Source organism: Paenarthrobacter sp. AMU7 (genome assembly GCF_041200195.1).
Classification (GTDB): Bacteria; Actinomycetota; Actinomycetes; order Actinomycetales; family Micrococcaceae; genus Arthrobacter.
The window spans coordinates 3,477,272-3,490,156 of sequence record NZ_CP165735.1 but is presented as its reverse complement, the minus strand read 5'-3'; the positions used below and the strand labels follow the sequence as shown (position 1 = coordinate 3,490,156).

The following is a 12,885-nucleotide window of genomic DNA, read 5'->3' as shown; positions in this document are numbered from 1 at the left end:
CATTGCACAACGTAATGCTGCCCCTGACCTCGGTAATCGCAGTCCTAGGATGAAAGGGATGACCAAGACCCAGACAAACCAAACGTTCAGCCTTCGCAGCGTTGCTTTGCCGGCCTTCGGGCCCGCGTTGCTGTTCTGTATTGGTGAAGGGGCGGTCCTGCCGGTCATCGCGCTCTCGGCGCGTGACCTCGGGGCGTCCGTGGCAGTTTCCGCGCTGATAGTGACGCTGATTGGACTGGGTTCCTGGATCTTCAACATTCCGGCGTCGATCATCACGGAGAAGTTCGGCGAACGATGGTCGATCGTCGGGGCCGGTGCCTTGGGCGCAATAGCGCTGGGTGCGGCGGCGTTCGCACCGCAAATCGAGCACGGCCTATGGCTGCTGGCGGTCTCGATGACGCTCGTTGGCATGTCAGCCAGCGTCTTCAACCTTGCCCGGCAGAAATTCCTCACCGAAGCGGTCCCGGTTCTCTATCGCGCACGGGCACTGTCCACATTGGGCGGCGTGACCAGGATCGGTCTCTTCATCGGCCCCTTCGTTGGGGCCGGCGTCATGCAGTTCGCGGGCATCAGCGGCGCGTATTGGGTGGGCTTTGCGGGCATGATGGCTGCTGCGGCTTTGTCGCTCACCATCCCAGATTTAGTGGCTCCGGAGATGTCCGACGGCGCCCCTCGCCCTCCAGCGTCCACGCTGCGGAGCGTCGCTTCCTCCCATGCGGGCGTGTTCCTGACCGTTGGGTTCGGGATTCTGCTGTTGAGTGCCTTGCGTGCCTCGCGACAGGTGGTCATACCGTTGTGGGCTGATCACCTGGGACTCGACGCTACCCATGCGTCGCTGTTGTTCGGCCTGTCCGGCGCAATCGACATGCTGGTGTTCTACCCTGCCGGAAAGCTCATGGACAGGAAAGGCCGGCAATGGGTGGCCATCCCGTCCACGGTGATCATGGGATCGGCCTTGATCCTGATTCCGTTCACTGCCGGGTTTGTGCCGTTGCTTTTGGTCGCGCTGCTGATCGGGTTCGGCAACGGCATTAGTTCAGGACTCATTATGACGCTAGGTGCCGACTTCTCGCCGGACAACGGCAGGAGCCACTTTCTGGGCATCTGGCGCTTCATTGCTGACTCGGGCGGAACCGGGGGACCGGTGCTGCTTTCCGGGCTCACGGCCGCCATCTCGCTGTCCGCAGGGATCTGGGCCACAGGCGTACTGGGCTTCGCAGCGGCAGTAGTGTTCGCCGTCGCAATTCCCAGATTGAAGCACCGGCGGAATTACTGAGGTGTGCTGGTCATGTTCCGGGATTCTGGGGTCTCCGACCTCCGCGGCTAGACTACCGTGGTGTCTGAAAACCTAGTTGTCGATACCCCGACGCCATCCAGCTTCTCGGACCTTCACTCATTCCTTTCCGCTGAAGAGGTTCCTGCAGGGCTGATCGAGATCCAGCACCAGGGCTTGCCGCTTGAGATACTGAACGTCCCCGCCGATTCCGATACCACCTTGGTGTGCTTCCACGGAGCGGCCGACAAAGACGTCCGACTCCCGTGGTTCCTGGGGCAAGGAGTCACCGCCGGGCTACCTGTCAACCGCATTTTTATCTCAGATCCCAGCCTCCGCAAATCAACGGACTTCAACCTGGCTTGGTATGCGGGCTCAAAAGAGCAGCCCGACCTTCAGGAGACCCTGGCGGACGTTGTTAGACGCATTGTGAGGGAGACCGGAGGTTACAACCTGGTGTTCTTCGGCAGTTCAGCCGGCGGATACGCCAGCCTTGCTTTGTCGAGGTTCTTCCCAACATCGCTGGCGCTTGCTGTCAATCCGCAGACATCCATTTCCCGTTTCTACCCTGGGGCGGTGGAGCGCTACATGACTTACGCCTGGGAGATGGACGGCAAGGATATGTCCGAATTACCGGCCAGCGTGGCTCATAACCTTATTCCGGCGTATTCGGCGGGCTTCAGTCACACAGTGGCTCTTATTCAGAACGCCAAGGACTGGTTCCATATCCAGAAGCACCAGCTGCCATTTGTTGATGTTGTTGGTGACTCGGACAACCTCTTCATGCTGATGGACCGGTGGGGACCCGACACTGGTGATGGCCACATCCCCCCGCCCAAGGAACTGATCAGGGCGTGCTTCGAAGAACTGGCGAAGTGTCGCGGGGACTGGCGGGCGGGACTCACTGCCTCTGGATTCCAAGCAGAGACGACCCGTCAGGACGTGAAACGGCGTGTGTTGGATACAGCTCCAGCAAAGGCTGCTTCCGACATATAGGCCTGCTCTCCAACGCAACGACACCAACGGCCGCAGGACAGCCCCGTGAGGGATTGCCCGGCGGCCGTTGTCGCATTTAAACAGAACTACTAGCGGACTGCCTGGTTGCCCTTGAATTCGAGCTTCAGGTTGCCCGTGCCTTTCGCGGTGCCGTTCACCGCGGACTGGGTTTCCGCGAAAACCAGCGTGGAGTGGGCAATGGCGTCGGCCATCTGTTCCAGGACCGCAGTGTCAATGTTGGTGATGTCGTCGCAGGCCTGGTGGTAGCAGGGGTCGTAGGCAACGCCTGCCGTGCCGCCGTAAATGGCCGCCTGCTCCGCGGTCTTGATCTCCTCAGCACCAGTGAAAAGGCCACCGGCCGGAATGCCGTTTTCGATGAACCCGAAGTAGTCCGAGCGGCCGTCGAACTCTGTGGGCTCCGTAGCCAGACCTTGAGAGGCGAAGTAGTCCAGGAACACCTTCTCGATCAAGGCTGAACCGTTGGGCCCCGCGGTTCCGAGTGGTTTGCCATCACCGTCGTAGACGAACCTGACCGGGTTGGGTGAAGCCACCATGTCGAAGTTGAGGTTGAGTGCATGGTTCTTGACGTCACTCTTACTCAATTGGGCCACGTAGTAGTCGGAGCCAATCAGGCCATCTTCCTCGCCGCTCCACCAGGCAAACCGCACGCGGTTTTCCGGAGAAATTCCAAGTGCCGCAAACTGCAAGGCCGTCTCAAGGATGGCACCGGATCCGGAGCCGTTGTCATTGATGCCGGGACCCTCAGCGACGGAATCGAGGTGCGCACCCACCACCACGGTGCGGTCTGCGCGCCCGGCCGTATCTGCCAGGACGTTGAAGGTTTCGATCGGCTGGGTATTGCCCTCAACCACGATGCGCACCGTAGCACCCGTGAGACCGGCCAGTTCCTCACCGACCGCAAAGCTTGCACCTACCGTTGGGACGGTCACTTCCGGGTTGTCAGCTGTGGGGGCGCCTAGGGTTCCATCCACCCTGCCCAGCCGATCATCGGCGTCGCCCTGGTTGAAGATGATCACGCCTGCTGCCCCCGCAGATTGGGCGTTCACGGCCTTGGTGTTGAAAGGACAAGTGCCACGCTGAATGAGTGCGATACTTCCGGCTACAAATCCGGTGAAGTCGATAGCCTCGCAACCACTGGTTGAGGCACGGTCGCCTGTGAGATTGATGTCCACCGGGGTCACATTCCCCGTAACCTCGCCGAAGCCGGAGTACGACATCGCAGCAAAATCGTCCTCGGTGTATGTCCTTGGGGTTGGCGTAAGGCGCTCAAAAGATTCACCCGTCAGGTTGAACTTGAGGTATTCGAAGTACTGGCGCTGTGTCACGAATCCTGCGGCTTCAAGCTGATCCTCGATGTACTCCGCCGAGGCCACATGGCCCGCAGTACCGGCAGATCGCGTGCCGCCATTGGCCTCAGCGATCGCTTGGAGTTCCTCGAGGTGGCTGACGATTGCGTCCGCAGTGACGGCGTCCCGAAGGGCCTGACTGTCCGTCCCTTTGGCAGCCAGGGCGGGTGGAGTTATTGCTACGGCAAGAATCGCGATGGTCGCCACTCCTGCTGCAAGGGCAGAGGTTCGTTTTTCAATGCGTGGTTTGTGCTTTGTATGCATGTCCTGCATCTCCCTGTGGTGACCCGGTAATTGGGTGGCCGGGTGCGGTAGCGCAGAATCTACCCCGCGGGAGCCCGCTGGTGAAGGCTTGCTTTATTGAGCCGGTCAGGCTTCTGTCCGCCCCATCAGCCGCGGCGTCTTCCACGCCCGGTCCGGGACCTTGCCCGTAACAAGTGCCACGGCGATCACCAACAGGACCAAACCCCACGTCGCATTGGTGACATCAAGGGCCTGCCTCATCACCACGAAGGGCGGGATGATCGCCAGCACAGTGCCAAGAGCGATACGCCACATGGACGGTCTTGAAGCACCGGGAGCCAGCGCGGTGCCGGCAAGTTCCAAGCGGACCAGCGGCGTAGAGACCAGCAACACCAGCGCCCACGCTGCAACGTAGAACAGGGGACGGCTCAGCCACCACTCGGTGCTGGCGGGCTCAGGGAACGGCAGTCGCAGGACCAGTGCGATCCCGAACAAGGCAATGATCAACGGCAGGTGCCACAGGTAGATGGTCATGGCCCGGCTGCCCACCACGAACATCACCTTCTGCACCCAGCCCACCTGCACGCACCACTGCAGCACCGGGTATACCGCCTTCACCAGCAGAATGTGCGCCAAGCCCACCAACACCAGCGGGAACATGGGCGGGTTCTGGCTCGTCAGCATATCCACGGGGTAGGGACCGGCGCCCGTCAGCGGGACCAGCGCTCCATAGCAAGCAACCGCGGCCAGGGCCAGTTTCCAGCGGGCAAACCGGTCAAAGAAGCCATCGGCGTAGAAAAAGCCAAGCTGCTGCAGCAACCCCCACACGAACACCATGTTCAGCAGCCCGATCGGATTTGAGTCGAAACCCCACGGGTTGTGCTCCAAGCCCAGGCGAACAACATCAACGACGACGGCGCCAGCGGCCAGCGCTGCGACGGTCCGGTACGGTGCCAGGCCGTGGAGCTTGGCCATGGTGGGAACCATCGCCTGGCAGATCAGGTATGCAGCCAGGAACCACAACTGAACTCCGGCGCCCGCAGCGATAACGGTAAGAAGGTCGCCCGGGACGCCGGCCGCCGTCGCACTCCAGAGCGCAATGGTGAGGAAGGCGTAGAGGGCGACCGTGGGACGTACCAGTCGGAGCACGCGGTTCCGGAGGTAGTCGCCGGCGTCTCCGCCTTTGCGTTGGAGGCTCCGCCACGAGGTAAGCGACGCGAAGCCGCCCACCACGAAGAAGAGCGGCATGACCTGGCCGAACCACGTACCCTGCGCGAACCAGCTCAAGGACGTCAGGGGATTCCCCACCCCGATGCCGGAGGAGTCCACGCTGATGCCCATCATGAGCAGGTGGACGGCCACCACGGCAAACATGCAGGCGACGCGAATGAAATCGACCACGAGATCGCGGGACGCCGGGAGGGAGAGAGTCGATGCCGTGGCGGGGGCCGGGCGGGGACTGAGGGTGGAAGACATGGGTGCTCCTGGGAAGTTGCCTTGTTTATCCAACGAGTGGATTAACTGTAACCCACTGAACGGGGTTACGTCGACGTCTTGTTCAGAAAGGTCTTGGCATTTGGGTCAGGAATGACCCGACGGGGCGTAGCCTGAAGAAGGAGGACCCGCCCCAGTATCCAGAGAGATTGCGCAGCGCATTCAGGTCCCACAAATCCACCCCAACAATGAACGGCAGCGCTGATCACTATGCACATCAGGGAATTTTGGAGTCAGCTTTCTCCGGACACGCAACAATGGCTCATCGACAATCCGGGAAGCATGATTGTGCCCCGAACCATGACTGCCATCTTCAATGACGAAACCGGCGAGGACGGGGCCGTGGACATCCACGGCGGCACTTTGCTCACTGCGGATGACCAACTCTTCATCCGGGAACAGGCGCACCTTCGGGGGAATGTGGCCGCGGAGGACCCCAGGTTCTTCGATTCAGTGGGTCCGGAGGACTAGCAGCCCTGTCGCCACCCGGCGGCGCGCCGTTTTGCGCGAATCGCCGCCGTAAGCACTGGTGCGATCGGCGCGGAAGGGTGCGCCGCCGTCGTGCGTTTGGAGCGTCTAGTTCTTCCGCGCAGCCAGTCCGAAGAGCCACGTGCCGCCCAGTGCTGACAGATAGCCGGCGATCACAATGAAGGCCGTGCCGGCCCAGAAGTAGTCGATGGTGCTGTCGGTGCTCAGGCCGGGCATGACCTGCAGTAGTGAGTAGGCCGCGACAACGCCGGCCACCACCAGCGCGGTTACCGTGAGCCATACCCACAGCCGGGATGCCGCCCAGTGCTCGCCGTAACCCTTCCACACGTTCCAGCTGGTCCCTGTCCGGAGGATGAGCCACCCCGCGGGGAGCATGACGGCACCGACTACCAGGAAGGCCGCTACGACGTCGGCTGGGCGATGCCACTGGTTGATGAGCGTGGAAACGCCGGTGGCTACGGCGAAGGTGCTGCCCAGGAACCCGGCCAGCGGTCGCCAGCGTGGCGACACCATGAGGAACACGGCGGCGGCAGCGGAGGCGGCAAGGGTGGTGTGCCCGGAGGGAAGTGAGTTCAATTCCAGGGTTTGGACGCCGCGGTCGGGCCGGTCCGGGATGAGGAACTTGAGGATCTGCGTGGCTGCATTGGCGGCGATGCAGGCGGCCACGGCGATGCCGGCGGCTTTCCAGCGGCGCCGGGCGATGGTTACGAAGAGCACCATGATGGCGGCGATCGCGAGCGACAGCATGGGCAGCATGTCCAGGAACTCCGTAGAGGCCCTCCCGGCTGTTCCGCCCAGCACGGTGGCTTCAACAAGCGCTGATTCGTCGATGAACTGGCCCATGGTGGTGCGCACAAAGAAGTAGTACGTTGCGGCCAGGCCCACCACGCTGGCGATGGTGGCCAGGATGAAAAGGAATCCTGTTCCGATGCCTGCGTCGCGCTGTTGAAGCGGCCGTTTGCTCGACCTCCCGCTGGTGCGGAATTGCTGGGAACTCATTCTGTCTAGGGTGCCACAGTTCTCTGGAAGGCCGGTGTGAGTTCGGCCTTAGCGTGGCGCGGCAAAGTGAGATCCCTGCAACATTCCTGTGACGGTTGACACGTGTTAGGTGACAGGTTTAGGCTTCCTAACACGTGTTAGGGAAGGAAATCTACATGTCGGGAACCAATGGGGCTTTGCGTCAATTCACACGCAGAAGTGCCCTCACAGCCCTCGGCGCCGGGATTGTTGGAGTAACCGCGGCGTCGTGGCCGCGCTTGACCGGGACGGACATCCCCGGCCGGGGAGACAACAGCCTCAGCATCGCCATCATGGGCACCGCGGCCGACGCCGCAGCCCGTCAAAAGGTCATCGATGCCTTTGCGAAAGTCCACCCTGATATCAAGGTCAAGGTCCAGGCGATCCAAGCTGTCGACTGGAAGGACTTCTTTACCAAGATCCTCACCATGGTGGCAGCAGGCACCCCGCCGGACGTGGTGTACGTGGCCACGGAAGGCGCGCAGCTCTTTGCAGAAAAGCTGGCCCATCCGCTGGATGACTACCTTCGCCGGGACGCGGACCACATGAAGGAGTACTTCGAGGACGTCCACCCCAGCCTGGTGGAAGCATTCATGTACAAAGGCAGCCTGTTCCAGCTCCCCATCGACTGGAATGCCGCCAACATGTACTACAACACCACTGCGCTCACTAAAGCGGGACTGGAACGGCCCTCCGACAACTGGACGCACACCGACTTCCGCAGCACCCTCGCTGCCATGAAGAAGGCAAATCCCAAGGACTTCACGCCGTACTACTGGACCAACCGCCTCTTCGGCGGTGTGGTGCCGTGGCTCTACGCCAACGACACCAGCTTCCTCAAGGAGACCAAGTCCCCGGGCGGCGAGTGGCTGTGGGACGGCTTCTACGCCAACGATCCCTCGCGGAGCCTCCGCTCCGGCGGCTACCAGTGGCTGGAACCCAACGCCGACGATCCCCGGGTCTTCGAATCCTTCGACTACCTCCGCGGACTGGTCAAGGACGGGCTGGGTGTCCGGCCGGAGGAAGGCGGCGGCAGCGCTCTGATCGGCCTCTTCGCCTCCAACAGGATAGGTACGACGCCGGCGGGCGGCTACTGGGTCCAAGGCCTCCACGAGGCGGGGATGACCGAAAACGACTTCGACGTTCAGTTCTTCCCCAAATGGCGCACCCAACGGCACCAGTTCGGCACAGCCGGGTACGCGATCATGAAGACCGCCAAGGACAAGGATGCCGCCTGGGAATGGGTGAAGTTCAGCTCCAGCCGCGAAGCCATGCAGATCGTCTTCCCCACACCGAACACCACACCCGCCCGGCGCTCCATGGTCAACGAACAGCTTTACGCAGGAACAGGTCCACGGAACTGGAAGGTCTTCTACGACACCCTGGACAAGTTCCCCACCACAGGGCCCATTCCAGCGCCACCCCAGCAGGCCGCCGTCGAAACCGCCCTCATGAAAAACGTCAGCCTGGCTGTCAGTGGGGACGAGCGCCAACTCAAAGACGCCCTGAGCTCCATGCAGCGTGACCTCGAAATTGCCCTGAGGAGGCAGCCATGAGCACCGCCACCAGTACTCCTACAGGCACGGGGAGCGAGCCGGGTCGTCGCCAGGCCGCCCATAAGAACGGACAAATCTCCAAGCGCGGCCGCGTCCAACAACGCTGGCTGCCGTGGGCCTTCCTGGCCCCAACCATCGTGGGCATGGGCATCTTTACCCTCCTGCCGATCGTCGCTTCCATTGCGCTCGCCTTCTTCCGCTGGGACATCATCTCAGCGCCGACGTTCGTGGGTTTCGATAACTTCGCCGAGGTAGTCCAGGACCCCACCGTCCGGGTCTCGTTCCTGAACACCATCGTGTTCGTTGTGGTGGCAGTGGCCCTCCAACTTGGACTGGCGCTGGGCCTGGCGATAATGGTGCAGGAGAAGCTCCCGGCCTGGCTCAGGGTGTTCTTCCGCTCCGCCTTCTTTTTCCCGCTGATCCTGTCCGCGGCCTCGGTATCGATCTTCATGCGCTACCTCTTCAACGAGCAATTCGGCGTGGTGAACTGGTTGCTGTCCATCGTGGGCATCCCAGCGGTCCCGTGGCTGACGACGCCGACCGGGTCTGCCGCCGTCGTAATTCTTGTGTACGTGTGGCAAAACTTCGGGTTCTCATTCCTCCTGTTCATCGGTGGCCTGGCCTCCATTCCGGTGGAGACGTACGAGGCCGCGTCGATTGACGGTGCGACGGGTTGGCGCAAGCACTGGTTCGTCACCCTGCCGCTGCTCAGTCCCACCACCCTGGTGGCTTCCGTCATGGCGATCATCAACGCGCTGCAGGTGTTCGACCAGCCTTATGTCCTCACCCGCGGCGGGCCCGGCGACTCGACGCGTACAGCCGTGATGGTGATCTTCGAGTCCGCATTCCAGCGCCTTGAGTTCGGCGAGGCATCGGCGATCGGCGTGATCCTGACGCTCATCATCATGGCCATCACCGCCGCGCAATTCCGGCTCAGCAAACGATTCGTCTTCTACCAGTAAGGCCCGCCATGACTACCATTCAAGAACGTGTCACCACCACGGCGCCTGTAGTGAAGCGGAAGAAGCGCGACTGGTCAGTGGCCATCCGCGTCGTTGTCTTGCTGATCGCGTCCGTCTTTGTCCTGGGGCCGGTGCTGTGGACGCTGTCCACCTCGCTGCGACCGCCGTCGGAATCCTTCCAGCTGCCGCCCACCTTCCTGCCCCTGAATCCGGACCTGACCTCCTACGAGCAAGTGTTCAAACAGCTCAACATCGTGGCGCTGGTAGTGAACAGTGCCCTGGTGACCGGTTTGATCGCGGTGGGGCAGATGATCACCGCCGCACTGGCAGGCTACGCGTTTGCGCACCTGAAGTTCCGGGGGCGGGGTGCCCTGTTCTCGATCGTGCTGGCCACCATGATGGTTCCGGCGCAGGTGACGATCGTGCCCGTTTTCATGCTGATCCGTGGCGTGGGCCTCTCGGACACGCTGCTCGCGCTGATCATTCCGGCCATTCCGACGGCGTTCGGTACCTTCCTGATGCGCCAGTACTTCATGGGGCTGCCGGGTGAGCTCGCTGAAGCGGCCGCGATCGACGGCGCCTCGCCGTGGCGGACCTTCCGCTCCGTGTATGCGCCGCTGGCCATGCCGGGCCTGGCGATCGTGGGCATTCTGGCGTTCAACTTCCACTGGAACGAGTTCTTCAGGCCCCTCATCATGACCATCTCCGAGCAGAACTTCACCCTCCCGCTGGGATTGGTCTCCCTTCAAGGCAACCTCGGCACCGGAAGCATCTCCGTGGTCCTGGCCGGCGTTGTCCTCTCCATGATTCCCGCGCTGGTGGTGTTCATGTTCGGCCAGCGCGCGCTGCAGGACGGACTCACCGCGGGCACGGGCAAATAATTCACACCCTCTTTTGAAAGGGGTTCCGTTGACGGACCTTGCACTCTCTTCCTCTCTTTCCATGGCGGCGACACACCCGGATCCCGCCTTCCCGCGCTTCCACCCTCGTCCGGCGCAGGGTTGGATCAACGATCCCAACGGCATCAGCTTCATCAACGGCCGGTACCACGTGTTCTTCCAGTACAACCCCTCGTCCGCGCGGCATTCGCAGATCAACTGGGGGCACGTGAGCTCTGGTGATTTGGTGCGTTGGGAAGAGCACCCTGTGGCGCTTTCTCCCCAGGCGGGCGGGCCCGACTCCGCCGGTTGCTGGACGGGCGTTGTGACCTCGGACGATGGCGTGCCCACCGCCGCCTACTCCGGGATCAAGGACCACGGCGGGCACTCGCAAGTGGTGATCGCCCGCGGTTCCGCTGATCTGGTGACGTGGGAGCAAGACGGGCACGTGGCTGCGTCCATGCCTGAGGATCCGTTGGTGACCGCCGTCCGCGACCCCTTCATCTTCCGCTTCAACGGTGCCCGTTACGCCATGCAGGGTGCAGGGCTCTCCGACGGCCGCGCCGCTTTGCTGCTGTACACAGTGGACTCCCTTGACGTCTGGGAGTACCAAGGCATCTGGCTGACCTCTGCTGATCCTGTGGCCGCTGTGCATACGCCGGCTGAAATTTGGGAATGCCCGCAACTGGTGGAGGTGCCTCTCTCTTCCGGTGGCTCCACGTGGGTCATGATGTTCTCCCTATGGCTCTCCGGCGACGACCACGAGCACGCCAACGGGGTGGGATACCTGACCGGCTCCCTGTCTGCGGATCCTGTCACGGGGTTGCCCGTGTTTGCTCCTGCCTCGGGTGGCAAGGCGGATCTCGGCCGCGACTTCTACGCACCGCAGATTGTGCAGTTGGCCTATTCTGCCGGGTCTGCTGCTGCTGCTGTTCCTGCTCCTGCGGCGCTGTTGTGGGGGTGGGCCAACGAGGGTCCCGGACGCGATGGCCGCCGTGGCCGCACCCAGGAAGAAATCGACGACGCCGGGTGGGCGGGTGTCCTGACGCACCCCCGCGTTTTGTCCGTGGTTGACGGGGCACTGACTGTCACTCCTGCGCCTGAGATTGAGGCGTACCGGGGTGCTGCTGTGGCTGAAAGTGCTGCCGGCTCCGTTGCTGTGCCTGCGTTTGCCGAGGTACTGGTTCGGGGTGGTTCTTCCGGTTCCGTGGAGCTGGTGCTTGGTGCAGGTGCCGATGCCCAGGTGGTCTACGCGGGTTCCCTTGCTGCGGGGGAGGAGCTCCGGATCTTCGTCGACGCTTCCCTCGTGGAGGTATACCGTGCCGGTTCCGTCGCCACCACCCTTCGGGCCTACCCGGCCCCGGGGGAGGAATGGCAGCTCACCTTGCCCAACGGTGCGACTGCCGACGTGTGGGAGTTGAGCCTCCCCGCATAGGCGGCAGGCCGGCGTCGTGCGCTGGTTGAGGGGCCTGTTCTGCACGTTATGGGGGTGTCGAGGGGTGCAGAGTGGGCCTCGCAACGTGAGGAATCAGCGCGTGGGCGCGGGGCCGGTCGATTCCCGGATGACGAGGCGGCAGGGGACCATCGTTTCCACGGTGGTCCCCTTTCCTGTGGTGTTGGTTCCCTCGATGGCGTTCAGCAGCGTGGTCATGGCGGCGCGGCCGATTTCCCGCAGCGGCAACGCCATGGTGGTGAGTGACGGGACCATGGTGTCCGCGATCCGGGTTTCGTCGTCGTAGCCCATCACGGACAGGTCATCGGGGACGCTGAGCCCAAGCCGTGCAGCCGCAAGCATCACCCCGACGGCCAGCCGGTCGTTCGCGCACATAATGGCCGTCGGACGTTCAGCCGGGGACACTCCGTCGAGCAGTTTCATTGCGCCGTGGTAGCCGGCATCAATATCCCATCCGGCCATGAAGATCCGGTCGCTCCGTAGAGGAACGTTGGCCGCCGTGTGCGCATCCCGGTACCCCTGAACGCGGAGTGGCGCGGCCGGTGAGTCCTCATATCCTGCCAGCAGTGCGATGTCCCGGTGACCCAGCTGCAGCAGGTGCTCGGCAGCTTCGCGGCCGCCGGTGACCTCATCGGGGATAACGTGGTGCAGCTGCGGCTGGGGGAGGGCGTCGTAGCAGTTGGCCAGCACGGACGGTACGCGGAGCATGCCCTGCGGCACGTCGATCGGTTTCAAGCCCACAGTGACGTACATGAGCCCATCCACTTGCCGGTCCAGGAGGGTCTCGATCGCGCCGGCATCCCGGGCGCTGTCCCGCTCGGTGTCCATGACAACTGTGACAAAGCCGCGGCTGCGGGCGATGTCATCCGCGCCACCGATGATGTTGCCGTCGAACGGGCTGACCACCACTTCATCGGACAGGATGCCAATTACCCGTGAACGCTGATTTCGCAGGCTGAGTGCGATCGCGTTGGGGGAGTAGTTCAGCTCCAGCGCCGCCGCCCGGATCCGGTCCTGGCTCTCCTTGGCCACATTCCCATCGCCCCGGCCGTTCAGAACCAGCGAGACCGCGCTTCTGGACACGCCCGCACGTTTGGCGACATCCAGGGCAGTGGCCTTGCGATTCATGGCGGAGAGTCCTTCCGGTCGTTGACAGC

At 62.7% G+C, this 12,885-nt stretch carries 11 protein-coding genes; 7 read left to right on the top strand and 4 right to left on the bottom strand.

The annotated features are described in order from the left end of the window. The first annotated feature begins 58 nt into the window (after positions 1-58). Both ABQM86_RS16065 and ABQM86_RS16060 read left to right on the top strand, forming a co-directional pair. Positions 59-1,276, top strand: a complete 1,218-nt coding sequence (locus tag ABQM86_RS16065; protein ID WP_369744903.1) for an MFS transporter — start codon at positions 59-61, stop codon at positions 1,274-1,276. Positions 1,277-1,336: 60 nt separating this feature from the next. Then, positions 1,337-2,269, top strand: coding sequence for a hypothetical protein (locus ABQM86_RS16060; protein ID WP_369744902.1), 933 nt, complete (start codon positions 1,337-1,339; stop codon positions 2,267-2,269). A gap of 89 nt (positions 2,270-2,358) precedes the next feature. Here the strand turns inward: ABQM86_RS16060 and ABQM86_RS16055 are convergent, their stop codons facing one another. Together ABQM86_RS16055 and ABQM86_RS16050 are read right to left on the bottom strand one after the other, a co-directional pair. Then, positions 2,359-3,900, bottom strand: coding sequence for a M28 family peptidase (locus tag ABQM86_RS16055; protein ID WP_369744901.1), 1,542 nt, complete (start codon positions 3,898-3,900; stop codon positions 2,359-2,361). 105 nt (positions 3,901-4,005) lie between these two features. Then, positions 4,006-5,355, bottom strand: coding sequence for an acyltransferase (locus tag ABQM86_RS16050; protein ID WP_369744900.1), 1,350 nt, complete (start codon positions 5,353-5,355; stop codon positions 4,006-4,008). A gap of 300 nt (positions 5,356-5,655) precedes the next feature. Between ABQM86_RS16050 and ABQM86_RS16045 the strand changes: the two genes are divergently transcribed. Then, positions 5,656-5,844 carry a hypothetical protein gene (locus tag ABQM86_RS16045; RefSeq protein WP_232481370.1) on the top strand — a complete coding sequence of 63 codons (189 nt, stop codon included), beginning with the start codon at positions 5,656-5,658 and terminating at the stop codon, positions 5,842-5,844. Between the two features lie 105 nt (positions 5,845-5,949). Here ABQM86_RS16045 and ABQM86_RS16040 read toward each other — a convergent pair whose 3' ends face one another. Then, positions 5,950-6,861, bottom strand: a complete 912-nt coding sequence (locus ABQM86_RS16040; RefSeq protein ID WP_280623347.1) for a phosphatase PAP2 family protein — start codon at positions 6,859-6,861, stop codon at positions 5,950-5,952. Between the two features lie 155 nt (positions 6,862-7,016). On the opposite strand from ABQM86_RS16040, the gene ABQM86_RS16035 reads away from it, so the two are divergent. From ABQM86_RS16035 to ABQM86_RS16020, 4 genes are read left to right on the top strand one after another with little or no spacing between them, the layout of a single operon-like run. Continuing rightward, positions 7,017-8,435, top strand: coding sequence for a sugar ABC transporter substrate-binding protein (locus ABQM86_RS16035; protein ID WP_207594371.1), 1,419 nt, complete (start codon positions 7,017-7,019; stop codon positions 8,433-8,435). Next, entirely contained in the window at positions 8,432-9,397 is a 966-nt protein-coding gene (locus ABQM86_RS16030; RefSeq protein WP_207594370.1) for a carbohydrate ABC transporter permease, read from the top strand. The genes ABQM86_RS16035 and ABQM86_RS16030 overlap by 4 nt, the downstream gene beginning before the upstream one ends. Positions 9,398-9,405: 8 nt before the next feature. Continuing rightward, positions 9,406-10,278 carry a carbohydrate ABC transporter permease gene (locus tag ABQM86_RS16025; RefSeq protein WP_207594369.1) on the top strand — a complete coding sequence of 291 codons (873 nt, stop codon included), beginning with the start codon at positions 9,406-9,408 and terminating at the stop codon, positions 10,276-10,278. Between the two features lie 28 nt (positions 10,279-10,306). Continuing rightward, positions 10,307-11,710: a glycoside hydrolase family 32 protein gene (locus tag ABQM86_RS16020; RefSeq protein ID WP_369744898.1), complete on the top strand. Its 1,404-nt coding sequence runs from the start codon at positions 10,307-10,309 to the stop codon at positions 11,708-11,710. Between the two features lie 93 nt (positions 11,711-11,803). Here ABQM86_RS16020 and ABQM86_RS16015 read toward each other — a convergent pair whose 3' ends face one another. Next, positions 11,804-12,856, bottom strand: coding sequence for a LacI family DNA-binding transcriptional regulator (locus ABQM86_RS16015; protein ID WP_369744897.1), 1,053 nt, complete (start codon positions 12,854-12,856; stop codon positions 11,804-11,806). Between the last annotated feature and the right edge of the window lie 29 nt (positions 12,857-12,885).

What these genes read in the sequence shown, in the direction of transcription:
- ABQM86_RS16065 (WP_369744903.1), top strand. Translation starts at nt 59, where the DNA reads ATGACCAAGACCCAGACAAACCAAACGTTCAGCCTTCGCAGCGTTGCT.
- ABQM86_RS16055 (WP_369744901.1), bottom strand. Translation starts at nt 3,900, where the DNA reads ATGCATACAAAGCACAAACCACGCATTGAAAAACGAACCTCTGCCCTT.
- ABQM86_RS16050 (WP_369744900.1), bottom strand. Translation starts at nt 5,355, where the DNA reads ATGTCTTCCACCCTCAGTCCCCGCCCGGCCCCCGCCACGGCATCGACT.
- ABQM86_RS16045 (WP_232481370.1), top strand. Translation starts at nt 5,656, where the DNA reads ATGATTGTGCCCCGAACCATGACTGCCATCTTCAATGACGAAACCGGC.
- ABQM86_RS16040 (WP_280623347.1), bottom strand. Translation starts at nt 6,861, where the DNA reads ATGAGTTCCCAGCAATTCCGCACCAGCGGGAGGTCGAGCAAACGGCCG.
- ABQM86_RS16035 (WP_207594371.1), top strand. Translation starts at nt 7,017, where the DNA reads ATGTCGGGAACCAATGGGGCTTTGCGTCAATTCACACGCAGAAGTGCC.
- ABQM86_RS16030 (WP_207594370.1), top strand. Translation starts at nt 8,432, where the DNA reads ATGAGCACCGCCACCAGTACTCCTACAGGCACGGGGAGCGAGCCGGGT.
- ABQM86_RS16025 (WP_207594369.1), top strand. Translation starts at nt 9,406, where the DNA reads ATGACTACCATTCAAGAACGTGTCACCACCACGGCGCCTGTAGTGAAG.
- ABQM86_RS16015 (WP_369744897.1), bottom strand. Translation starts at nt 12,856, where the DNA reads ATGAATCGCAAGGCCACTGCCCTGGATGTCGCCAAACGTGCGGGCGTG.